We start from the raw sequence: 22,812 nt of genomic DNA, 5'->3' as shown, positions 1-22,812 counted from the left end.
GTGGAGAACTTGATTGCGCTGCTGATCGCAGCGCCTTTGCTCGGAGCGGCGGTACTGCTCTGCGGTGGCCGGCGGTTCGACCGTGCGGGCCACGTGCTCGGCACGCTGTTCGCCGGCGCGTCCTTCGTGCTGGCGGCCGTACTCTTCGTCAACATGCTGGGCAAGGGTGCGGACCACCGCACCCTGCACCAGCACCTGTTCAGCTGGATCCCGGTGGCCGGCTTCAAGGCCGACGCCGCCTTCCAGCTCGACCAGCTGTCGATGACCTTCGTCCTGCTGATCTCCGGTGTGGGCACGCTGATCCACATCTACTCGATCGGCTACATGGAGCACGACGAACGGCGACGCCGTTTCTTCGGCTATCTGAACCTCTTCCTCGCGGCGATGCTGCTGCTGGTCCTCGCCGACAACTACCTCCTGCTGTACGTCGGCTGGGAGGGCGTCGGTCTCGCCTCGTACCTGCTGATCGGCTTCTGGCAGCACAAGCCGTCCGCGGCGACGGCCGCGAAGAAGGCCTTCATCGTCAACCGCGTCGGCGACATGGGCCTGTCGATCGCGATCATGCTGATGTTCACCACCTTCGGGACGTTCGCCTTCGGCCCGGTGCTGCACTCCGTGGGCGACGCCTCGCAGGGCAAGCTCACCGCCATCGGCCTGATGCTGCTGCTCGCCGCCTGCGGCAAGTCGGCGCAGGTGCCGCTGCAGTCCTGGCTCGGTGACGCGATGGAGGGCCCGACCCCGGTCTCGGCCCTGATCCACGCGGCGACCATGGTGACCGCGGGCGTCTACCTCATCACCCGCTCCGGCGCGATCTTCAACGCCGCCCCCACCGCGCAGCTGGCTGTCGTGGTGGTCGGCGCCGTGACGCTGCTCTTCGGTGCCATCGTCGGTTGCGCCAAGGACGACATCAAGAAGGCCCTGGCGGGTTCGACGATGTCGCAGATCGGCTACATGATCATGGCGGCCGGGCTCGGCCCGATCGGATACGCCTTCGCGATCATGCACCTCGTCACGCACGGCTTCTTCAAGGCCGGACTCTTCCTCGGCGCCGGATCGGTCATGCACGGCATGAACGACGAGGTGGACATGCGGAAGTACGGAGGCCTGCGGAAGTACATGCCGGTGACGTTCGTGACGTTCGGCCTCGGCTATCTCGCCATCATCGGCTTCCCCGGCCTCTCCGGCTTCTTCTCCAAGGACAAGATCATCGAAGCTGCCTTCGCCAAGGGCGGCACCGAGGGCTGGATCCTCGGCGGTGCGGCCCTGCTGGGCGCAGGCATCACCGCGTTCTACATGACGCGGGTCATGCTGATGACGTTCTTCGGCGAGAAGCGCTGGGTCCCGGACGCGGACGGCCACGAGCCGCACCCGCACGAGTCGCCCAAGTCGATGACCATCCCCATGATCATCCTGGCCTTCGGCTCGGTCTTCGCCGGTGCGTTCTTCGGCATCGGGAACCGCTTCCTGCACTGGCTGGAGCCCGTCACCGGCCACTCCGAAGGCAATTCACCGGTCAGCGCGGGCGCCGTCACCGCCGGGACGATGGTGGTCCTGGTCATCGGGGTCGCCATCGCCTGGCTCGTCTACGGACGCAAGGCCGTACCCGCGGTGGCCCCCAAGGGCTCGCTCCTCACCCGTGCCGCCCGGCGCGACCTGCTCCAGGACGACTTCAACCACGTGGTCCTGGTCCGGGGCGGTGAGCACCTCACCCGGTCGCTGGTCTACCTCGACCACTCCCTGGTGGACGGAGTCGTGAACGGCACGGCCGCCTCGGTCGGCGGGCTCTCGGGCCGGCTGCGCAAACTGCAGAACGGCTACGCCCGCAGTTACGCGGCCTCGATGTTCGGCGGCGCAGTGATCCTCGTCGCCGCGACCCTGCTGATGAGGGCGGTCTGATCACCATGTCCTTTCCCCTCCTGACGGCGACCGCCGCACTCCCGGCGGTCGGTGCGATCGCCACCGCCGCGGTCCCGGCCGCCCGCCGCACCGCGGCGAAGTGGCTGGCGCTGCTCGTCTCGCTCGGCACGCTCGCCCTGGGTGCCATCCAGCTCGTCCGGTTCGAACCGGGCGGCGCCCGCTACCAGCTCACCGAGTCGCACGCCTGGATCAAGGACTTCGGCGTGCGGTACGAGCTGGGCGTGGACGGCATCGGGCTCGCGATGCTCGCGCTGACAGCCCTGCTCATCCCGTTCGTGATCCTGGCCGGCTGGCACGACGCCGATCCCCTGGAGACGCACAGCTCACGCTGGCGGCCGACGCAGGGCTTCTTCGCCCTGATCCTCGCCGTCGAGGCGATGGTGATCCTCTCCTTCGAGGCCACCGACGTCTTCCTCTTCTACATCCTCTTCGAAGCCATGCTCATCCCGATGTACTTCCTCATCGGCGGCTTCGGGGACCGGGCCCACGCCGGGGGCGACGAGGCGGCCGCGACCCAACGCTCCTACGCCGCGGTCAAGTTCCTCCTCTACAACCTGGTCGGCGGGCTGCTCATGCTGGCCGCCGTCATCGGGCTGTACGTGGTCGCCGGGAACTTCTCCCTCCAGGAGATCGTCGCCGCGCGGGCCAATGGCTCGCTGCACATGGCGACGAGCACCGAGCGCTGGCTCTTCCTCGGCTTCTTCTTCGCCTTCGCGGTGAAGGCGCCGCTCTGGCCGCTGCACACCTGGCTGCCCAACGCCATGGGTGAGGCGACCGCCCCGGTCGCCGTGCTGATCACCGCCGTGGTCGACAAGGTCGGCACCTTCGCGATGCTGCGTTTCTGCCTCCAGCTCTTCCCCGACGCGAGCAAGTGGGCCACCCCGGTGATCCTGGTGCTCGCGCTGATCAGCATCGTCTACGGCGCACTGGTCGCGGTCGGCCAGCGCGACATCAAGCGGCTGATCGCCTACGCGTCGGTGTCGCACTTCGGCTTCATCGTCCTGGGCATCTTCGCGATGACCACGCAGGGCCAGTCGGGCGCGACGCTCTACATGGTCAACCACGGCATCTCGACAGCCGCCCTGATGCTGGTGGCCGGCTTCCTCATCTCGCGGCGCGGCTCGCGGCTCATCGCCGACTACGGCGGCGTCCAGAAGGTCGCCCCGATCCTGGCCGGGACCTTCCTGATCGGCGGCCTCGCCACCCTCTCGCTGCCGGGCCTCTCGCCGTTCGTCAGTGAATTCCTGGTCCTGGTGGGCACGTTCAGCGCTTACCCGGCCGCCGGGATCGTCGCGACCGTCGGCATCGTGCTGGCCGCGCTCTACGTCCTCGTCCTCTACCAGCGCACGATGACAGGACCGGTCAGGGCGACGGTGCAGGGCATGGCGGACCTGAAGGTCCGTGAGCTGGTGGTGGTGCTGCCGCTGATCGTCCTGCTGGTCTTCCTCGGTGTCTATCCGAAGCCGCTGACGGAAATCGTCGATCCGGCCGTGAAGCACACCATGTCCGACGTCCAGAAGAAGGACCCCAAGCCCGCAGTGGAGGCCGCGAAGTGAGCGCAACAGCTGTCCACAGCCTGTGGACAATGGGGGCGGCGGGCCCCATGGGAAAGATCCCGACCCCGCACATCGAGTACGCACAGCTCACTCCTGTGCTGATCATCCTCGGTGCGGCCATGGTGGCCGTGCTCGTCGAGGCGTTCGTGCCGCGCAGGGGCCGCTACTACGCCCAGGTGTTCCTCGCCGTCGTGGCGATCGTCGCCTCCTTCGCTGCGGTCGTCGCCCTCGCGGCGGGCGGCTACGGCTCGACCAAGGCACACATCGCGGCGATGGGCGCGGTCGCGGTCGACGGGCCCGCGCTCTTCCTGCAGGGCACCATCCTGCTGGCCTCGCTCGTGGCGGTCTTCACCTTCGCCGAGCGCAGGCTCGACCCGGAGGTGCACGGCAACCGCACGGACTCCTTCGCCGCGCAGGCCGCGTCCGTACCGGGCAGCGAAAGCGAGAAGGAAGCGGTCAAGGCCGGCTTCACCACCACCGAGGTGTTCCCGCTCGTCCTGTTCGCCATCGGCGGCATGCTCGTCTTCCCCGCGGCCAACGACCTGCTGACGCTCTTCGTGGCGCTGGAGGTCTTCTCGCTGCCGCTGTACCTGCTGTGCGCCGTCGCCCGCCGCAAGCGCATGATGTCGCAGGAAGCGGCCGTCAAGTACTTCCTGCTGGGCGCGTTCTCCTCGGCCTTCCTGCTCTTCGGGATCGCCCTGCTCTACGGCTACGCGGGCTCCGTCTCGTACGCCCGGATCGCGGATGTCGTCGACGGCACCGTGCAGAACGTCGACCCCGCGCTCGCCCAGACCATGGGCAACGACGCGCTGCTGCTCATCGGCGGCGCGATGATCCTCCTCGGGCTGCTCTTCAAGGTCGGCGCCGTGCCGTTCCACATGTGGACCCCGGACGTCTACCAGGGCGCGCCGACCCCGGTCACCGGCTTCATGGCGGCGGCCACCAAGGTCGCCGCGTTCGGCGCGCTGCTGCGGCTGCTGTACGTGGTGCTGCCGGGGATGCGCTGGGACTGGCGCCCCGTGATGTGGGCCGTCGCGATCATCACCATGCTGGGCGGCGCGATCGTCGCGATCACCCAGACCGACATCAAGCGGATGCTGGCCTACTCCTCGATCGCCCACGCCGGGTTCATCCTGGCCGGTGTCATCGCCACCACACCGCAGGGCGTCAGCTCCGTCCTCTTCTACCTGGTGACCTACTCGTTCGTGACGATCGGCGCCTTCGCCGTGGTCACGCTCGTCCGGGACGCGGGCGGTGAAGCCACCCACCTCTCCAAGTGGGCCGGGCTGGGCCGCCGCTCACCCCTGGTGGCCGCGGTCTTCGCCGTCTTCATGCTGGCCTTCGCGGGTATCCCGCTCACCAGCGGATTCAGCGGGAAGTTCGCCGTGTTCAAGGCTGCGGCAGACGGCGGGGCCGGCGGACTGGTCGTGGTCGGTGTGATCTCGTCCGCCATCGCCGCGTTCTTCTACATCCGGGTCATCGTGCTGATGTTCTTCAGCGAGCCGAAGGCCGACGGGCCGACGGTCGCCGTCCCGTCGCCGCTCACGATGACGACGATCGGTGTGGGCGTCGCGGTCACACTGGTGCTGGGGCTCGCGCCGCAGTACTTCCTGGACCTGGCGAACCAGGCGGGGGTCTTCGTCCGGTAGCCGGGCTTCTCCACACGATCTCCGCCGTCGGGCGGGCCGGGCGAGTCCGGCCCGCCCGACGGCGTTCGTACGCCGCTGACCTGGTCCTACGCGGCTGCCCCGAGGCGCGAGCGGGGAGTGCGGACCGCCCCGGCCGCAGCCCGCGGTACCCCGCTGTGTCCCGAGATGTCAGTGCGGGACCCTATCGTGGCTGGAGTGACCGGCAGGACGGGCAAGGGACCAGCGCGGCGGGGGACGGACCGATGAACGGGAGTGGCGAGGCAGTGGCCGAGCGTACGGATCAGGCAGAACGGACCGCACACGCGCGGGGCGCGGAGAGCGAGGCGCTCAGCACCCTGCACCGGGTCTTCGGCTACGACGCCTTCCGCGGTGAGCAGGAAGAGGTCATCGGGCACGTGGTGGACGGCGGCGACGCCGTCGTGCTGATGCCGACCGGCGGCGGAAAGTCCCTCTGCTACCAGATCCCCGCCCTGGTCAGGCCCGGTACGGGCGTGGTGATCTCCCCGCTGATCGCCCTGATGCAGGACCAGGTGGACGCGCTGCGCGCCCTCGGCGTGCGCGCGGGCTTCATGAACTCCACGCAGGACTTCGACGAGCGCCGCACCGTCGAGGCCGAGCTGCTCGCCGGTGAGCTGGACCTGCTCTACCTGGCGCCCGAGCGGCTGCGGGTCGATGCCACCCTGGGGCTGCTGAGCCGCGCGAAGATCTCCGTGTTCGCGATCGACGAGGCGCACTGCGTCGCCAGCTGGGGACACGACTTCCGCCCCGACTACCTGGCGCTCTCGCTGCTCGGGGAGCGCTGGCCCGACGTGCCGCGCATCGCCCTGACGGCCACCGCCACCCGCGCCACGCACCAGGAGATCACCGAGCGCCTCGGGATGCCCGCCGCGCGGCATTTCGTGGCGGGCTTCGACCGGCCCAACATCCAGTACCGGATCGTCCCGAAGAACGACCCCAAGAAGCAGCTGCTCGCCTTCCTCAAGGAGGAGCACCCCGGGGACGCCGGGATCGTCTACTGCCTCTCACGTGCCTCCGTCGAGCGGACCGCCGAGTACCTCTGCAAGAACGGCATCGAGGCCGTGCCGTACCACGCGGGCCTCGACGCGGGCACCCGCGCGGTCCACCAGTCGCGCTTCCTGCGCGAGGACGGCCTCGTGGTGTGCGCGACGATCGCCTTCGGGATGGGGATCGACAAGCCGGACGTCCGGTTCGTCGCCCACCTCGACCTGCCCAAGTCGGTGGAGGGGTACTACCAGGAGACCGGCCGGGCCGGCCGTGACGGGCTGCCGTCCACGGCCTGGATGACATACGGGCTCCAGGACGTCGTCCAGCAGCGGAAGATGATCCAGAGCAGCGACGGCGGTGAGGCGTTCCGCCGCAGGGCCGCGGCCCACCTCGACGCGATGCTGGCGCTCTGCGAGACGGCCGACTGCCGCCGCGCCCAGCTGCTCCAGTACTTCGGCCAGGAGGCGGTGGCGTCCGCCTGCGGGAACTGCGACACCTGTCTCACCCCGCCCGAGACGTGGGACGGGACGGTGGCCGCGCAGAAGGTGCTGTCGACGGTGGTACGGCTGGACCGCGAGCGCAGGCAGAAGTTCGGCGCCGGCCAGATCGTCGACATCCTGCTCGGCCGCAGGACGGCCAAGGTCATCCAGTTCGACCACGACCAGCTCTCCGTCTTCGGTATCGGCGATGACCTGCCGGAGGCCCAGTGGCGAGGGGTCGTGAGGCAGTTGCTGGCCCAGGGGCTGCTGGCGGTGGAGGGCGAGTACGGCACGCTGGTCCTGACCGGCACCAGCGCCGCGGTGCTCGCGCGGGAGACCGAGGTCCGGCTGCGCAAGGAGCCGGAGAAGGCCGTGACGGCACGGGCCGCCAAGGGCGAGAAGAAGGCCAGGTCGGCAGCGGCGGCGGCCGATCTGCCCGCGGACGCCGTGCCGGTCTTCGAGGCGCTGCGGACCTGGCGGGGGCAGCAGGCCAAGGAGCAGGGCGTCCCGGCTTACGTGATCTTCCACGACGCGACGCTGCGGGAGATCGCCACGCTGCGGCCCGCCACGCTCGCTGAGCTCGGGGGCGTCGCCGGCCTCGGCGAGAAGAAGCTGGCGACGTACGGGGAGGGCGTGCTCGGGGTACTGGGCGGCCCGGCGGGCGCTGAGGACACCCCCTCGGACCACCCGGCGGGCACGATGGCTCAGCCTGCTCAGCCCGGGGTGGCCGGTGCCGCGGCGCCGCACCGCGTACCCGCGCAGGGTGAGCCGGACGACTCCGGTGCCTGGGGCGAGCAGGCCTGGGAGGAGCCGGACTTCTCGGACTACCCCGACGACCCGGAGGCCTTCGGCAGGGACTGATCCCGGGCGGTGCGGCGGGGGCGTTCGGCCCCGAGGACAGGTACCGCTCAGCGGGCCGGTGCGGGGCGGGCGGGCCGATGCCGCTGATGGGGTGGCGTCAGGTCCCGGGCTCACGCTGTCGCGGGGCCCGGAGCCATGCAGAGTGGCCACCGGCGGTCATGCGGTGCGCTGCCCCGTCGCACTGTCCCGCCGCCCCCTTGCCCCACAGCGCCACAGCCCCCTTGCCCCACAGCCCCGCCGCTCCCGTGGCCTCAGCCGCCTCCGCCGCCTCCGCCGCTCCGTGCGGCCCGGTCGCGCTGGATCGTGCGGTGTACCGCGTGTGCCGTCCACTCCTCGCGCACCAGCTGCCGCATCGCCGCACGGGGCTTCCCGCCGCCCCGTGCGACGAACCGGTACAGGCCGACCGTCGTGACGAGCGCGGCCAGTGCGCGGCCGCGCGGGTCGGGGAAGCCGGCCGCCTCCGCCGCCGAGAAGCGGTCGCGCGCCTGGGCCGACCAGTTGCGCGCGCCGGCCGGATGGCGGTGGTAGGGGAGCAGCCCCGCGAAGCGCCGCGTCTCACGGGTCAGTACGTCTGCGTCCACGAACTGGTCCAGGTACAGGCCCTCCACCGTGCGGCCGTTCCTTCGGATCCAGTGCGGGGCGCCGACACCCCCGGCGAACTTCTTCTTGTCCGGCGCGGGCAGCAGCTCCAGCACCTGCGCGAGGACGAGATCGTGCGGCGGCAGCGGCTGGTCCACCGTCACCTTCCCCCGCGACTCGGAGATCCGGCCCTGCAGGTCCAGTTCGGCCAGGGCCGCACCGGCCATGCCGAACTCCAGATAGCGGTTCCGGCAGAACGGCCTGCCCCGCTGCGGGTCCAGTGCGAGGAGCAGCAGCTCCTCGGGAAGTGTCGGCGCTTCCTCGCTCATGGTGCGGGCACGATCCTTCCGCTCACTTCACCGAGACCGACGCGGGTCCCGTCCGGACCTGGCGCCCAGGCGGTCATGGTGACCTCGTCGCCGTCCTCCAGGAACGCCCGCTTGCCACCGCCGACTTCGAGGGGCCGGGTGCCGTTCCAGGTGATCTCCAGGAGCGAGCCGCACTGTTCGGGTGACGGGCCGCTCACCGTGCCGGAGCCGAAGAGGTCGCCCGTGCGGAGCGAGGCGCCGTTGACCGTCGTGTGCGCCAGCATTTGCGCGGCCGTCCAGTACATCCCCGCGAAGGGCGGCTCGGAGACCGGCTGCCCGTTGATGGAGACGGTGATCCGCAGGTCCAGGCCGCCGGGTTCCTCGGCCGCCGCGTCGTCGAGGTAGGGGAGCAGGGGCAGTTCGCGGGCCGGCGGAGCGGTCCGTGCTGCGTCCAGTGCCTCCAGCGGCGTCACCCAGGCCGATACCGAGGTGGCGAAGGACTTGCCGAGGAAGGGGCCCAGCGGGACGTACTCCCAGGCCTGGATGTCGCGCGCGGACCAGTCGTTGAGCAGCTGGAGGCCGAACACATGGTCCCGGTAGTCGCCCAGCCCGACCGGCTCGCCCTGCCCGGAGGGCACACCGACGACGAAACCGACCTCGGCCTCGATGTCGAGCTTGACCGACGGGCCGAAGACCGGCGCCGGATCCGACGGTGCCTTGCGCTGCCCCGAGGGACGCACGACGTCGGTGCCCGACACGACGACCGTGCCGGAGCGGCCGTGGTAACCGATCGGCAGATGCTTCCAGTTGGGCGTCAGCGGCGCCGAGTCCGGCCGGAAGATGCTGCCCACGTTCGTCGCGTGGTGCTCGCTCGCGTAGAAGTCGACGTAGTCGGCGACCTCGTACGGAAGGTGCATGGTGACGGCCGCCACCGGGTGCAGCAGCGGCTCTATGACCGGCCGGTGTCCCGGGTCGGTCACCCAGGCGGTCAGCGCGCGCCGTACATCGCGCCACGCCGTACGGCCAGCCGCGAGCAGCGGATTGAGCGTGGGGCGCGCGAGTACCTGGCTGTACGGGGAGCCGAGCGCGAGCGCCGCCGCCCCCGCGTCCAGCACGTGGCCGCCGATACGCACGCCCACCCGGTGCCGGTCGGGATCCTCGGGGGTGGAGAAGACTCCGTACGGCAGGTTGTGCGCGCCGAAGGGATCGCCTTCGGGCAGGTCGAGCGGGCTCTGCTCAGGCATGGGGTGCTGCCTCGCTTTCAGGTCTGTGGACAGACCCACGGTACGGGGGCGAGGCGTGCCGCGTCAGCTTGTGAAACGTCCCGGATGCCCTGCCCCCGGGATGTGACGGAGGCAGATCCCGGAACCCGTCCCCGGCGCACTACCCCACCGCGCCGGGCGCACTACCCCGCTGTGCGCGGAATCCGCTTCTCCCACTTCCGTTCGAAGACCACCTGGTCGCCCTCCTGGCACACCACTTCGCTCGACGTGATGAAGTCTCGCTCGTCGCAGGTGATCTCGGAGCGCGTCCGCACCCGTGCGTCCCAGCCCGTCTCGGGCCGGTGCAGCCGGATCGACCAGTCCGAGCGGGTGTGCGCCGACAGCGGGTCCGCCTCGTTGATCGTGTACGTCTCCAGCGCGTCCTCGCTGAACTCCAGGCCGTCCGGGTAGATCCGGGTGCCCCCGTACCTCGGGTCCACCTCCAGACGCCAGTCGCCCTCCGCCACATCGCGTACGACCAGCCGCTCCGGGCGCTCGTCCGGGCTGCTCGGGTACTCGACGGCGAGCGGCTCGGACTGCTCGGGCTCGTCGAAGGTGATGTCGTCCTCGGTGTGCGCGCGGACCGGGAGCTCCATCGTCGAGGCCGCCGGGTCCAGGGTCCAGCCGTGGGCCGAGTCGGGCTGCGGCCAGATCCACGGCCAGTACGCCGACGAGACCGAGAGGCGGATGCGGTGGCCCGGCGGGAAGGTGTGGCCGACACCGTTCAGTTCGAAGGTGAGCTGCTCGGTGGTGCCGGGCTCCCAGGGGTCCGACCGGTCCCGGCCGTGGCGCGCCGAGAAGTTCAGCGCGCCCCGGGTGACCAGGGTGGAGGCCCCGTCGGGGGCGACGTCGCAGAGCCTGGCGACGACCTGCCCGGTGGGGACGTCGGAGCGCACCGAGAGGTGCACCTGCGCGCGGCCCAGGATCTCGATGGGCGCCTGGCGGACCGGGAATTCGAAGCAGACGGACTTCGCGTCCTCGTCCCGCTGGTCCGGCGGCAGGTCGGAGTCGTTGCCGAACGGGAAGAACCGCCCGGCGTCAAGACCGGTCTGCATTGGCGATCTGACCTCCATCGGGTCACCCTGCAGCGCGTACGACACCGGTGTGACGTGCGGGGACGGCCAGGCGGTGTCGCCGACCCAGCGGCCGGGCAGCTCCGGATAGACCGTGGCGGGCGGGTGCGACTCGCTGATCCACGAGCGCAGCAGCGGCTCGTCCATCACCCCGTTGTCCTCGCCCTTCAGATGGTGGTCCCACCAGCGCAGGGTCTCCTGGAGGAAGCCGATGGCCGGCCCCGGCGGCAGCCCGCGGTCCGGGTACTGGTGAGACCACGGGCCGATCAGTCCCCGCACCCGCGACGGGTCGAGGTTCCCGACCAGGCGCAGCGCGGTGTCCCGGTACGGGTCGTGCCAGCCGCCGACGGTCAGCACGGCCGCCTTGATGGCCGTGTAGTCCTCGCAGACGCTGCCGTGCTTCCAGTACTCGTCGCGCGTCTGGTGGGCGAGCCAGGTGTGGATGAACGGTTCCACGGCCTCCAGCCGGTTCAGCCACATGTCCCGCCAGACCGAACCGACCTGTGCGGGGTCCGGCGGCCGTGACACGAAGGCGAGCATCGTGGCCGCCCAGGCGTGCATGTCGACGGCGAGCACCGATCCGCCCATGTAGTGGACGTCGTTGTCGTAGCGGTCGTCGGCGGAGCAGACCGTGACGATCGCCTTGAGCGGCTCGGGGGCGATGGCCGCGATCTGGAGCGAGTTGAAGCCGCCCCAGGAGATGCCGAACATTCCGACCTTGCCGGTGCACCACTCCTGCTCGGCCAGCCAGTTCACCACCGCGACCCCGTCGGCCAGCTCCTGGGCGTCGTACTCGTCACCCGGCATCCCGGTCGAGTTGCCGTGGCCGCGCACGTCCACCCGTACGGAGGCGTATCCGTGACCCGCGTACCAGGGGTGCCGCTGGGAGTCCCGCGGCGCCGTCCAGTCGCTCAGGCGGTACGGCAGGTATTCGAGCAGGGCGGGTACCGGTCCCGCATCGGCCGGACGCCAGATCCTGGCGTACAGCTGCGTGCCGTCCGGGAGCGGGATCCAGACGTCCTCGCGGCGGGTCTCGTACGGGAATTCGGTGCGGATTCGAGCCACGGCAGGCGCTCCTCAGTGGACGGGGTGCATGGTGCGTTTGAGCCAGGGCGCCGCGGCGATGACCGCGAGCCCGGCGACGACGGCGATGGCGCCGTTGACGCCGAAGTACGCAGGGTTGGAGACCTCGCCGTACAACTTCACGACCTGCGCCTGGATGCCGTTGGCCAGCGCCAGCGACAGGAACCAGAGCGCCATGGTCTGGCTGGCGAAGGCGGTGGGGGCGAGCTTGGTGGTGGCGGACATGCCCGAGGTCTCGACCAGGATGTCGCCGAGCCCCAGCAGCGCGTACGAGCCGACGATCCACCAGACGGACATCAGCCAGTCGCTGCCGGTACGGCCGGATGTGGCCGGGACCATGATGAGGAAGGAGAGGCCACCGAGGATGGTGCCGATCGCGATCTTGTTGGAGGCGTGCGGCTGGCGCTTGCCCATGCGCACCCAGAGCGCGGCGACCACGGGGGCCAGCGCCACCTCGAAGGCGCCGAGCGCGGACGCGTACCAGCTGGCCGGGAAGTGGTAGCCGAAGATCTCCGTCTTCGCGTTGGTCGACGCGAGCAGGATCATCGTCGAGTACGCCTGGAAGAGGATGAAGTTGAAGACCACCGAGGCGAGGAAGAGCACGATGTAGGGGCGGAGATGGCCGCGTTCGGCGCGGGTCACCCGGGGGCTGCGGAACATCACGGCGAAGAAGACGATCGGCGCGATCACCGAGATGATGGTCAGCGCGTCCACGGTGCGGTCGAGCGTCAGCCAGCCGGAGAGCCCGAGGGCGACGGCGACCACGGCGACCGCCAGCGCGCCGCCGACGATCATCCTGATCGCGCGGCGCATCGCGGCGGGCGGCAGCGCCTGCTCCGCCCCCTCCGTGCGGCCCGCGATGGTGCGGCGTCCGAGGACGTACTGGATCAGACCCAGCGTCATACCGACGGCGGCGGCCGAGAAGCCCCAGTGCCAGCCCTTGTGGTCGCCGAGCCAGCCGGTGATCAGCGGGCCGAGGAAGGCACCGATGTTGATGCACATGTAGTAGAGGGCGAAACCGGCGTCGCGGCGCTGGTCCTCGGTGCGGTAGAGCTTGCCGACCAGAGTGGCGACGTTCGGCTTCAGCAGGCCGGTACCGAGAGAGATGAGTCCGAGCCCCACCCACGTCATGGCCGCCGCCGGTACCGCCATCGCGTAGTGGCCGAGGGCGATGAGGATGCCGCCGCCGAGGACGGCGCGGTACGAGCCGAGAATGCGGTCGGCCAGCCAGCCGCCCGCCACCGACACCAGATAGACCAGCGTGCCGTACGCGGCGGAGATGGAGGCGGCCGCACCGGGCGACATGCCGAGACCGTCGTCCGAGACCGCGGCCGTGAAATAGAGGACGAGGATGGCCTGCATCCCGAGGAACGAGAACCGCTCCCAGATCTCCAGGCCCGACAGGGTCATCAGACCACGGGGCTGGCCGAAGAATGAATGGTCGTCGCCCGGCTGCGGCGGAGGCTGAGACGCTGGTGTCAGTCCCGGCTGCGGCTCTGTTCCGGACAAGGGTGCTGCTCCATTTCAAATCGACTTCTTTTGAACATACCGGTCACGCTCGGTATGTGCTCGGGGTGGGCGGGCAGGCGCTCATGGTGATCGAAAGAGGACCGGATACGCTGACTTGAGTGCGGACAGCGACACATCGACAATCCGTGTGATCGTCAGCAGACAGGAGATCCCCTCGTGACCGTCGTCGAGCCATTCGGGCTGAACGTGCGGGACCAGGCGCTTGAGGCCGATGTCCAGGCCGGATTGGCAGCTGTCGAGGCCGGGCTGCTCGATGCCACCAAGAGCGAGGTCCCTTTCATCACGGAGGCCGCACAGCATCTTGTGCGGGCCGGGGGTAAGCGCTTTCGTCCGCTTCTTGTGATGCTCGCTGCCCAGTTCGGGGACCCCTATGCGCCCGGTGTCGTGCCCTCTGCCGTAGTGGTCGAACTGACCCACCTGGCGACGCTTTACCACGACGACGTGATGGACGAGGCGGAAGTCCGCCGCGGGGTGGACAGCGCCAACGCACGCTGGGACAACTCGGTCGCGGTCCTGACAGGCGACTTCCTGTTCGCTCGGGCCTCGCACATCCTGGCCGACCTGGGCCCGGAGGCCGTCCGTATCCAGGCCGAGGCGTTCGAACGCCTGGTGACGGGCCAGATCCTGGAGACCGCGGGCCCGCGCGACGGCCGCGACCCGGTCGGCCACTACCTCGACGTCATCGCCGGCAAGACGGGCTCCCTGATCGCTGTCTCCGGACGGTTCGGCGCGATGATGTCCGGCGCCGACGAGAGCGTGGTGAACATCCTCACGCAGTACGGCGAGCGGCTCGGCACGGCGTTCCAGCTGGCCGACGACGTCCTGGACATCGCGAGCGACAGCCACGAGTCCGGCAAGACGCCCGGCACCGACCTGCGCGAGGGCATCCCGACCCTGCCGGTGCTGCGGCTGCGCGCCCAGGCCGCCGAGTACGGCCGTCCGGACGATCTCGCCCTGGTGGAGCTGCTGTCGGGCGACCTGACGGACGACGACCGGCACGCGGAGGCGCTGCGGCTGATGCGCGCCCACCCGGCCCTGGAGCAGGTCCGTCAGGACACCGTGCGGTACGCGGAGGAGGCGCGGGCCTCGCTGGCGCCGCTGCCCGAGTGCTTTGCGAAGACCGCGCTCGAGGAGCTGTGCGGTGCGGTGGTCCACCGCGTCGGGTGAGGCACCGGCTCCGCGTGGGGTGAGGCACCGGCCCCGTGGCAGGTGAAACACCTGCTCCGCGTCAGGTGAGGCCCCGCGTACCGCCACTGGTGGCCCGTCGGTCCCCTCGGCCTGTCCGATCCGCAGGCCGCGGCCGCACTCTCCGGCCACGCTGTCCCCCGGGGCTTCCGGGCCCCGGCCCCGGGGCTCTCCGCCCTCCTTCGCCCTGCTCACCTGGGCCCGTGCCGCGTACCCGCCGCACGGGCGCCTTCTGGTCCTGGCCGCCCCGGCGTACTCCGCGGTCCGCGGGTTGCGCGGCCGCTCGGGGCGGGTCCTCCGGACGGGCTGGCGATCCGGTTCGGCTGCTCCCCCTACGGGGCGGAACGATCTGCCGCTGCCCGGCGTCATACCCCAGCACTACGCGCAGTTGCTCCTGGGGGCTGACGCATGGGCACCGGGAATTTGGTGAGATGGACCGCACCACACCCCACCAATTCGGGTGAGAATGGCGGCGCGGGGTGGACGAGCGCAACCGTACGGATCGCCGCCGATCACGGAGGTAGGGCACACATGGCACCGAACGACAGTGCACAGGGCACCGGAGAGGCCGAGGGCCTCGCCGTGGGGCGCCGGAAGGCGGCACGCTATCTCGTACCGGTCGCGGTGGCGGGAGTGGCGGCGGCGACGATCGGGCTCGTACCGGCGCTCGCCAGCTCGGGGGACCCCAGCCTCCCGAAGATCACGGCACACCAGCTCATCGAGAAGATGGCCGCATCGGACACCCAGCAGATGTCCGGCACGGTGAAGGTCAGCTCGGACCTGGGCATCCCGTCACTGGGCGGCCTGGCCGGCACCTTCGGCGCGGGCGGCGGCAGCGGTGCCGGAGGCGGCCGGAGCGGGGGGCCCGGCGCGGCGCCCGCATCCAAGCTGATGGAACTCGCATCGGGCACGCACACCCTGCGGGTGGCCGCCGACGGCCCCGACAAGCAGCGGGTGTCCATCCTGGACAGCGCCGCCGAGTACAGCGTGATTCACAACGGCCGGCAGGTCTGGGCGTACGACAGCAAGTCGAACGAGGTCTACCACTCCAGCCACTCCGGGAACGGCACCGCGCCCCACGCCCGGACGGACCGCGCCGACAAGCTCCCGGCCACCCCGAAGGACTTCGCCGACCAGGTGCTGAAGGCCGCGGGACCGACGACGTCGTTGAGTGTCGACGGCACCGCGCAGGTGGCGGGGCACGACGCGTACCAGCTGCTCATCAAGCCGAAGCAGTCCGGGTCCACGGTCGGTTCGGTGAAGGTCGCGGTGGACGCGAAGACGGGCACACCGCTGAAGTTCACCCTCACGCCCAGCAGCGGCGGCAATGCCGCTGTAGACGTGGCCTTCACCAAGGTCGACTTCGGGAAGCCGGCTGCCTCCGCCTTCTCCTTCACCCCGCCCAAGGGCGCGAAGGTCACCGAGGGCGCCGCCCCGAAGGCCGGGGCGCGCATGGCTCCGAAGGGCGGCCCGAAGGACCTGAAGTCCGCCGCGCCCGCCGGCTTCAAGGGGCTGAACGTCATCGGCAAGGGCTGGACCTCGGTCGCCAGGATCGATACGGGGAGCGGCAAGGGCCTCGGCGCGCCGGGGGGTTCCGCGAAGCAGGGTGGTGGCTCCGTCGACGCGCAGAAGTTCCTCGGCTCACTGGGTGACAGGGTGACGGGCCCGTTCGGCTCGGGCACCGTGTTCCACACCCGGCTCGTGAACGCGCTGCTGACGGACGACGGAAAGGTCTACGTCGGCATGGTCGACAAGGCTGCGCTGGTGAAGGCGGCCGACGCGGCGAAGGCCGCCCGCTAAGAACCGGAGTGGGGCCGGTCGGCCCGGTGGGGAGAGCCGGGCCCGGCTCTCCCCACCGGGCGCCCTGCGCTCCGCCGGGTGGGGCCCCACCCGGCCCAGGCGCCCGGTGCCGTCCTCCGCCCCGGGTGGGCATGGCACCTCCCTCCGGGTTCGGCCCGTCGTCCGGCCCCGGGCCCGCCGGCCGGGATGCCGGTCCCCGGGATTAGCCTGGACCGCACGGTGCGCCGAACGACGGGACCATCGCCATGCCTGAAGCCGTCATCGAAACCCATGCCCTCACCAAACGCTTCCGCGGCGGCCAACTCGCCGTGAACCACCTGGACCTCACGGTCCCGCGCGGCAGCGTCTTCGGCTTCCTCGGGCCCAACGGCTCCGGCAAGACCACCACCATCCGCATGCTGCTCGGCCTCATCGCCCCGACATCCGGCACCGCGAACCTGCTGGGGCAGCCGATGCCACGCGCGGCCCGCAGCGTGCTGCCGGGTGTCGGCGCGCTCATCGAGGGCCCCGCGCTGTACGGGTTCCTCTCCGGCCGGGACAATCTGCTGCGCTACGACTCCGCCGACCCGCAGGCCGACCCCCGTACCCGGCGGGCCCGCGTGGACGCCGCCATCGAACGGGTCGGGCTCGCCCCCGCCGCAGCCAAGAAGGCCAGGGCGTACTCGCTCGGTATGAAGCAGCGGCTCGGCCTGGCATCCGCGCTGCTCCAGCCGCGCGGACTGCTCGTACTGGACGAGCCGACGAACGGGCTCGACCCGCAGGGCATGCGGGAAATCAGAGCCCTGGTCAGGGAATTGGCGGACGACGGCACCACGGTCTTCCTCTCCTCCCACCTCCTCGACGAGATCGAGCAGGTCTGTACGCACGCGGCGGTGATGGCCCGGGGCAGACTGCTCACCCAGGGCCGGGTCGCCGATCTGGCGACCCGGGGACGTCTCGCCGTCGGCACACCGGACCCTGCCCGCGCCGCCCGCGTGCTCAAGGAGCGGGGGGTGGCCGATGTGAGCGTCACCGGGGACCGGGTGACCGGCGACATCCCCGCGGCGGACACCGACGTGGCGGACCTCAACGCCGCCCTGGTACGGGAAGGCGTCCGGGTCCGGTCCTTCGGAGTCGAACGGGCTTCCCTCGAGGACACGTTCGTCGCACTCACCGGAGAGGGATTCGATGTCGCAGGCTGAGGCGTCCCGGCAGGAGCCGCTGGAAGGTGAGCCGCCGGCGCAGGAGACGGACGGCGCCCCGCTGGACTCCACCGGCGGTCCGGTACCGCGGGCCGACGGTCCGGCGACGCGGGCCGGTGGATCCGACGGGCCGCGGACCGTCGCGCCCCGAGCGCCGCGCTTCTTCATGAGCCCGCACCGGCAGCTCGGCCTGTTCCGCTCCGAGCTGACCACCACCTTCCGCCGCTGGCGCACGCTCGCCCTGCTCGCCGTACTGGCCGCGGTCCCGGTCCTCATCGGTATCGCCGTCAAGCTGGAGTCCGGCCACGGCTCGACGGCCCGCGACAGCAGCGGCAACGGCCCCGCCTTCCTCACCGACATCACCAACAACGGTCTTTTCCTGGTCTTCGCGGCGCTCGCCGCGACCCTCCCGGTCTTCCTCCCGATGGCGATCGGTGTCATCGCGGGGGACGCCGTGGCGGGCGAGGCCAGTGCCGGGACGCTCCGCTACCTGCTGGTCGCCCCGGCAGGCCGGACCCGGCTGCTGCTCGCCAAGTTCGTCTGCGCCGTGGCCTTCTGCCTGGCCGCCACCCTCGTCGTGGCGGCTTCCGCACTGGCGGTCGGGGCGCTGCTGTTCCCGCTCGGCGACGTCACGACGATCTCGGGGACCCGGATCTCCTTCACCGACGGCCTCGGCCGGGCGGCGCTGATCTCCGCCGTCGTCGCCGCTTCACTCATCGGCGTCGCTGCCCTCGGCCTGTTCGTCTCCACCCTCACCAGCAGCGGGATCGCGGCGATGGCGGCGACGGTCGGCCTGGTGATCACGGTGCAGATCCTGGACACGATCCCGCAGTTGCACGCGATCCAGCCATATCTGTTCCCGCACTACTGGCTGTCTTTCGCGGACCTGCTGCGCGCGCCGGTCTACTGGGACGAGATCGTCAGAAACCTCGGGCTGCAGGGCCTGTACGCCGTGGTGTTCGGCTCGGCCGCGTGGGCACGGTTCACCACGAAGGACATCGCGGCCTGAGACGGCGGAAGGCGCCGGGTGCTGAGGGCGCCGTTCGTTACGGCCGGGACGAGAAAGAAGAGAAAAAGGGAGGGTACGTGTCGTACCGAAAGGCCGTCCCCCGACGCGGCTCGACACGACACGTACCGTTTCCCCGGCTCTTATTCTCGGACGCGCACCTTCCGCTGTCAAGACGCTACGTATCGTCGGAGGTCCGGGCCCGTGAATAGACTCAAGCGGTGAACCTCCCGCCCAATCCCGCGCGCCGCAGCGAGAAATCACAGCAGGCGATTCTCGCGGCCGCCCTCGCGCTCTGTATCGAGCGGGGGTACGCCCGAGTCACGATCGAAGCGATCGCCGCCCGCGCCGGCGTGAGCAAGAAGACGATCTACCGCTGGTGGCCGTCCAAGGGGGCCCTGGTCCTCGAAGCACTCGACGACGCGGTCATCAGGACCCGCCCGTTCCCCGACACCGGCGACCTCGCTGCTGATCTCCACTCGCAGATGAGCGGCGTTGTACGGCTCCTCGCGCATCCACCGCTCGGCCCCGCCTACGCCGGCATCCTCACCGAGATCCAGTACGACGACGACCTGGCCAGGACCGTGCAGGAAGCGTTCATCGATCCGCGGGTCAAGGCCGCCACCGGCCGGCTGCGCAGCGCGCAGAAACAGGGCGTGCTCCCCATGGGCGCCGACCTCGATCTGGGCGTGGAGCTGCTCTACGGCCCGCTCTACTACCGCCACAGCCTGCGCAGGCCCCCGTACGACGCCGAGGAGATCACCCGGCTGATCGCCCATGTCCTGAAGGCGCTGGGCGGCTGAGCGCGGCAGCGGCCGCAGCCGCGCTCAGGCCCCGGGCCCGGTGGTCGTCGCTCCGGTGGCCGCAGGTCCCGGCGTGTCCGCTCCGGTGACCTCTTCCGGGCCCCGTACCCGCTCCCGCATGCGCGCTTCAGCCGTCAGCCGCGCCGCCCGCGCCCGTGTCCGGTGCGCGTTCCGCAGGGCGTCCCACGTCAGTACGGTCAGCGCCAGCCAGACCAGCGCGAAACCGGCCCACCGCTCCGGCGGCATCGCCTCGTGGAAGTACAGGATGCCGAGACCGAACTGGAAGACCGGCGCCAGGTACTGGAGCAGCCCCAGCGTCGAGAGCGGTACGCGGATCGCCGCCGCACCGAAGAGGACCAGGGGGATCGCGGTGACAAGACCGGTGGACGCGAGGAGCGCACCGTGCGCGGGCGTGCCGAACGTGGCATCGCCGCGCACGGCGAGGAAGACCAGATATCCGAGCGCCGGCAGGAACTGCACGGCCGTCTCCGCCGCGAGTGACTCCAGGCCGCCGAGGTTGACCTTCTTCTTGGCCAGCCCGTACGTCGCGAACGAGAACGCCAGCATGAGCGAGATCCACGGCGGCTTGCCATATCCGACGGCCAGGACCAGTACGGCAGCCACGCCGGTGCCGACGGCCGCCCACTGGGCCGGGCGCAGCCGCTCGCCCAGCAGCAGCACACCCATCGCGATGGTGACCAGCGGGTTGATGAAGTATCCGAGCGAGGCTTCGACGACCTGACCGTTGTTCACGGCCCAGATGTAGCCACCCCAGTTGACGCTGATGACCGCCGCGGCCACGGCGACCAGCCCCAGCCTGCGGGGCGTACGGAGCAGCTCGCCGATCCAGGCCCAGCGCCGCACCGCGAGCAGCGCGATCACGACGACACCGAGGGACCACACCATGCGGTGGGCGAGGATCTCCATGGCGCCGGACGGCTTGAGCAGCGGCCAGAACATCGGCACGAGACCCCACAGCACGTACGCGGCGGCACCGTTCAGGAACCCTGTCCGCTGCTCGCTGGTCCCCTTCACGGGCCCTCCCTGAGATCGTCCGGCCGCCGTCGGAGGCATCGGGAAGTCGAAGGTAACGGGAGGAGGGCACGGCTGTCATGCCCGTGACGTCAAACGGTCATGACAGCCGGGATTCCGTTCGGTCCCGGCACCGGACCACGCGACCTCGCCGGACGCTCATGGACGCTCTCTCTCATGGAGGCAGAACTTGTCGGCGGAGGGATGGGCGTGAGCTGTGCTTGAGGCTCCTGGTAGAACCGGCGCATGGCATACAGGTTCACAGCCCGTGCGGTGGCTGCCGAGGCCGACGTTGACGGGGAGATGCAGGCTGGCGTGGCGGAGGAGGATGAGGGCTTCTTCCTGCTGTTCACGAGCGCTGCCGGTGAGCCGTCCGCACAGGACGTCTCGCTCGGGCTCGATACGTACTGCGTGATGACCCCGGACCAGTGCACGGCCTATGGTTGTGTCCGCGAGGTGACGCTGACAGGCAACCTGCTCACGGTGTCGCTGGACCCCGGTTGCCTGGACGACCTGGAGTTGGAGGACGCGGAGATCGAGGCGTTGCTCGACGTTCCGGCCGAAGGCATCGACGAGATGCGCGAGGTGCTTGCGAAGGTGCTGGTCTTCGGACGCGAGGAGGCCCGGCCTCGGCTCACCGGTTTCTCGGTCTGATCGGCCCACCGAGGCGGCGGTATCCGATCAGGAGTGCTGCGATGCCGACGAAGGCGAGGAAGTATTCGGCCTTGCGTTCGTAGCGGCGGTGGAGGCGTAGGCAGCCGGCCGGCCAGGACACGGTTCTCTCGACCACTCGGCGGTGACGCCCCAGCCGCTGTGAGGACTCGATTCCCCTGCGGGCGATCGCGGGCGATGCGGTGCCGGATGCCGCGCTCGCGGAGCCGAACCGCAGGTGGCCGTAGTCGTAGCCCTTGTCCGCGTGGAGCTTGCCGGGGCGCCGTCGACGAGGTCCTCGCTGGGACGGATCGGCGCGATGCCGCAGGATTCAACGAACGGTCACGCCATGAGAAGCGACGTCTAAGCGAGCGCGGCCGCGACCGAGACGCCGATCGGAGTGGAGGGGCGTCCGGTCAGCCGGGCCAGGTCGCCGCTGGTACCGGCCAGGAGTCCGCGCTCGATGGCCGCGTCCACGTCCACGAGGATCGCTGCGAACGCTTCCGGCAGACCGGCGCCGACGAGGATCTCCTGGTGTGCGGCGGCCGGAACGTCGCGGTGGACGATCTCCTTGCCGGAGGCCTGCGCGACCTCGGCCGCGTACTCGGCGAAGGACCAGGCGGTATCGCCGCTCAGCTCGTAGGCCCGGCCCAGGTGGCCGTCCGAGACGAGTACGGCCGCGGCGGCTGCCGCGTAGTCGGCGCGGGCGGCCGACGCCACCCGGCCGTCGCCCGCGCTGGCGACGACGGCCCCGTGCTCGATGACGGGCGCGAGGTTCTCCGTGTAGTTCTCGTTGTACCAGCCGTTGCGCAGGAAGGTGTGCGCAAGCCCGGAGTCCAGGATGACCTGCTCGGTCACCTTGTGTTCGGCGGCCAGCTGGAAGTCGGCGTCGGGGCCGCCCAGTATCCCGGTGTACGCGAGCTGCGCGACGCCCGCCGCCCTGGCCGCGCCGACGACCGCGGTGTGCTGCGGCACGCGCCGGCCGACCTCGCTGCCGGAGATGAGGAGGACGCGCTCACCGGAACGGAACACCCCGTCGAGGCTCGCCGGGTCGTTGTAGTCCGCGACCCGCAGCTCCACGCCCCGCGCCGCCAGACCGGCGGCCTTCTCCTTGTCGCGGACGACGGCGGCGACCCGGTCCGCGGGGACCTTGGCGAGCAGCTCGTCGATGACGAGACGGCCGAGGGCCCCGGTTGCTCCGGTGACGACGATGCTCATGAGCTGGTTCTCCCTGTGGTTCGGGTGGGTTGAATGCCATTGCGTACGAACTGGGTGATTCATCCCAGTCCCGTATGCTCTGAGACTCACCCTAGGGGAGGTACTAACTATGGGAAAGTACCCACTTTGAAGTAAGGTACCAACATGGACGTAAGTGACGTGGAGAGCCATGCCGTTAGTGAGGCCGTGAGGGATGCGGAGAGCGGCACCGTGAGGGGTTTCGTGCGGGACGCGGCGAGCGGCCCGGCGGGGGACCGGCCGGCGCCCGACGTCAACCGGCAGATGTGTCCCTCGCGCCTGGTCCTGGAGCACGTCACCAGCCGCTGGGGTGTGCTCGTGCTCGCGGCGCTCCTGGAGCGCTCGTACCGCTTCAGCGAGCTGCGCCGGGAAGTGGGAGGGGTCAGCGAGAAGATGCTCGCCCAGACCTTGCAGACGCTGGAGCGGGACGGTTTCGTCGACCGTGACGCCAAGCCGGTCATCCCGCCGCGCGTGGACTACTCGCTCACGCCGCTCGGCAAGGAGGCCGCCGAGCAGGTGTGGGGGCTCGCGCGGTGGACGGAGCGGCGGCTCGACGAGGTGTTCACGGCACGCGAGGCATACGACAGGGCCCGGCCCGCCTGACGTGGCGGAACCG

17 protein-coding genes and 1 pseudogene are annotated in these 22,812 nt (G+C 70.5%); 11 read left to right on the top strand and 7 right to left on the bottom strand.

Annotated elements, in window-relative coordinates:
* From nuoL to recQ, 4 genes are all read left to right on the top strand, one after another.
* The gene (gene nuoL, locus OG584_RS13705) at window positions 1-1,896 is read left to right on the top strand and encodes an NADH-quinone oxidoreductase subunit L (protein WP_405778108.1); all 1,896 of its coding nucleotides are present in this window, start codon (window positions 1-3) and stop codon (window positions 1,894-1,896) included.
* A 5-nt stretch (window positions 1,897-1,901) separates the two neighbouring features.
* Window positions 1,902-3,473, top strand: coding sequence for an NADH-quinone oxidoreductase subunit M (locus OG584_RS13700; protein WP_405778107.1), 1,572 nt, complete (start codon window positions 1,902-1,904; stop codon window positions 3,471-3,473).
* Window positions 3,470-5,122, top strand: a complete 1,653-nt coding sequence (gene nuoN / locus OG584_RS13695) for an NADH-quinone oxidoreductase subunit NuoN (RefSeq protein WP_405778106.1) — start codon at window positions 3,470-3,472, stop codon at window positions 5,120-5,122. The genes OG584_RS13700 and nuoN overlap by 4 nt, the downstream gene beginning before the upstream one ends.
* Window positions 5,123-5,364: 242 nt before the next feature.
* Window positions 5,365-7,467 carry a DNA helicase RecQ gene (gene recQ / locus OG584_RS13690; RefSeq protein ID WP_405778105.1) on the top strand — a complete coding sequence of 701 codons (2,103 nt, stop codon included), beginning with the start codon at window positions 5,365-5,367 and terminating at the stop codon, window positions 7,465-7,467.
* A gap of 251 nt (window positions 7,468-7,718) precedes the next feature.
* On the opposite strand, the gene OG584_RS13685 is transcribed toward recQ, so the two are convergent.
* The 4 genes from OG584_RS13685 to OG584_RS13670 form a co-directional block, all read right to left on the bottom strand.
* A complete protein-coding gene (locus tag OG584_RS13685; protein WP_405778104.1) occupies window positions 7,719-8,375 on the bottom strand; it encodes a GPP34 family phosphoprotein in 657 nt (218 codons plus the stop codon).
* Window positions 8,372-9,598, bottom strand: coding sequence for a fumarylacetoacetase (gene fahA, locus OG584_RS13680; RefSeq protein WP_405778103.1), 1,227 nt, complete (start codon window positions 9,596-9,598; stop codon window positions 8,372-8,374). Before fahA ends, OG584_RS13685 begins: the two co-directional genes overlap by 4 nt.
* Window positions 9,599-9,759: 161 nt before the next feature.
* Complete coding sequence (locus OG584_RS13675; RefSeq protein ID WP_405778102.1) at window positions 9,760-11,754, bottom strand: CocE/NonD family hydrolase; 1,995 nt, start codon at window positions 11,752-11,754, stop codon at window positions 9,760-9,762.
* A 12-nt stretch (window positions 11,755-11,766) separates the two neighbouring features.
* On the bottom strand, window positions 11,767-13,281 hold the full coding sequence (locus OG584_RS13670) for a peptide MFS transporter (RefSeq protein ID WP_405778101.1): 1,515 nt from the start codon (window positions 13,279-13,281) through the stop codon (window positions 11,767-11,769).
* Window positions 13,282-13,458: 177 nt separating this feature from the next.
* Here OG584_RS13670 and OG584_RS13665 point away from each other — a divergent pair, with 177 nt between their 5' ends.
* The 5 genes from OG584_RS13665 to OG584_RS13645 all read left to right on the top strand — a co-directional run bounded on the left by OG584_RS13665 (window position 13,459) and on the right by OG584_RS13645 (window position 19,277).
* Complete coding sequence (locus OG584_RS13665; RefSeq protein WP_405778100.1) at window positions 13,459-14,469, top strand: polyprenyl synthetase family protein; 1,011 nt, start codon at window positions 13,459-13,461, stop codon at window positions 14,467-14,469.
* A 549-nt stretch (window positions 14,470-15,018) separates the two neighbouring features.
* On the top strand, window positions 15,019-16,287 hold the full coding sequence (locus OG584_RS13660) for a LolA family protein (RefSeq protein WP_405778099.1): 1,269 nt from the start codon (window positions 15,019-15,021) through the stop codon (window positions 16,285-16,287).
* A gap of 245 nt (window positions 16,288-16,532) precedes the next feature.
* Window positions 16,533-17,468 carry an ATP-binding cassette domain-containing protein gene (locus tag OG584_RS13655; protein WP_405778098.1) on the top strand — a complete coding sequence of 312 codons (936 nt, stop codon included), beginning with the start codon at window positions 16,533-16,535 and terminating at the stop codon, window positions 17,466-17,468.
* The gene (locus tag OG584_RS13650) at window positions 17,455-18,477 is read left to right on the top strand and encodes an ABC transporter permease (protein WP_405778097.1); all 1,023 of its coding nucleotides are present in this window, start codon (window positions 17,455-17,457) and stop codon (window positions 18,475-18,477) included. Before OG584_RS13655 ends, OG584_RS13650 begins: the two co-directional genes overlap by 14 nt.
* A gap of 218 nt (window positions 18,478-18,695) precedes the next feature.
* Window positions 18,696-19,277 carry a TetR/AcrR family transcriptional regulator gene (locus tag OG584_RS13645; protein WP_405778096.1) on the top strand — a complete coding sequence of 194 codons (582 nt, stop codon included), beginning with the start codon at window positions 18,696-18,698 and terminating at the stop codon, window positions 19,275-19,277.
* A gap of 24 nt (window positions 19,278-19,301) precedes the next feature.
* Here OG584_RS13645 and rarD read toward each other — a convergent pair whose 3' ends face one another.
* Window positions 19,302-20,312: an EamA family transporter RarD gene (gene rarD / locus OG584_RS13640; RefSeq protein WP_405778095.1), complete on the bottom strand. Its 1,011-nt coding sequence runs from the start codon at window positions 20,310-20,312 to the stop codon at window positions 19,302-19,304.
* Between the two features lie 243 nt (window positions 20,313-20,555).
* Between rarD and OG584_RS13635 the strand changes: the two genes are divergently transcribed.
* On the top strand, window positions 20,556-20,963 hold the full coding sequence (locus OG584_RS13635) for an Imm10 family immunity protein (RefSeq protein WP_405778094.1): 408 nt from the start codon (window positions 20,556-20,558) through the stop codon (window positions 20,961-20,963).
* Here OG584_RS13635 and OG584_RS13630 read toward each other — a convergent pair.
* A pseudogene (locus tag OG584_RS13630) lies at window positions 20,944-21,267 on the bottom strand (hypothetical protein); the annotation flags it as partial. The gene OG584_RS13635 and the pseudogene OG584_RS13630 sit on opposite strands and share 20 nt — an antisense overlap.
* Window positions 21,268-21,323: 56 nt before the next feature.
* A complete protein-coding gene (locus OG584_RS13625) occupies window positions 21,324-22,178 on the bottom strand; it encodes an NmrA family NAD(P)-binding protein (RefSeq protein WP_405778093.1) in 855 nt (284 codons plus the stop codon).
* A 282-nt stretch (window positions 22,179-22,460) separates the two neighbouring features.
* On the opposite strand from OG584_RS13625, the gene OG584_RS13620 reads away from it, so the two are divergent.
* Window positions 22,461-22,799, top strand: a complete 339-nt coding sequence (locus OG584_RS13620; RefSeq protein ID WP_405784045.1) for a winged helix-turn-helix transcriptional regulator — start codon at window positions 22,461-22,463, stop codon at window positions 22,797-22,799.
* Window positions 22,800-22,812 lie beyond the last annotated feature (13 nt).

It is taken from the genome of Streptomyces sp. NBC_00859 (assembly GCF_045161865.1).
Taxonomy (GTDB): domain Bacteria; phylum Actinomycetota; class Actinomycetes; order Streptomycetales; family Streptomycetaceae; genus Streptomyces.
This window is presented reverse-complemented; position numbering and strand designations above follow the sequence as displayed.

Excerpts from the sequence above, each read along its gene's own strand:
- OG584_RS13700 (WP_405778107.1), top strand. The coding sequence starts at position 1,902 with ATGTCCTTTCCCCTCCTGACGGCGACCGCCGCACTCCCGGCGGTCGGT.
- recQ (WP_405778105.1), top strand. The coding sequence starts at position 5,365 with ATGAACGGGAGTGGCGAGGCAGTGGCCGAGCGTACGGATCAGGCAGAA.
- OG584_RS13685 (WP_405778104.1), bottom strand. The coding sequence starts at position 8,375 with ATGAGCGAGGAAGCGCCGACACTTCCCGAGGAGCTGCTGCTCCTCGCA.
- fahA (WP_405778103.1), bottom strand. The coding sequence starts at position 9,598 with ATGCCTGAGCAGAGCCCGCTCGACCTGCCCGAAGGCGATCCCTTCGGC.
- OG584_RS13660 (WP_405778099.1), top strand. The coding sequence starts at position 15,019 with ATGGCACCGAACGACAGTGCACAGGGCACCGGAGAGGCCGAGGGCCTC.
- OG584_RS13655 (WP_405778098.1), top strand. The coding sequence starts at position 16,533 with ATGCCTGAAGCCGTCATCGAAACCCATGCCCTCACCAAACGCTTCCGC.
- OG584_RS13650 (WP_405778097.1), top strand. The coding sequence starts at position 17,455 with ATGTCGCAGGCTGAGGCGTCCCGGCAGGAGCCGCTGGAAGGTGAGCCG.
- OG584_RS13635 (WP_405778094.1), top strand. The coding sequence starts at position 20,556 with ATGGCATACAGGTTCACAGCCCGTGCGGTGGCTGCCGAGGCCGACGTT.
- OG584_RS13625 (WP_405778093.1), bottom strand. The coding sequence starts at position 22,178 with ATGAGCATCGTCGTCACCGGAGCAACCGGGGCCCTCGGCCGTCTCGTC.
- OG584_RS13620 (WP_405784045.1), top strand. The coding sequence starts at position 22,461 with ATGTGTCCCTCGCGCCTGGTCCTGGAGCACGTCACCAGCCGCTGGGGT.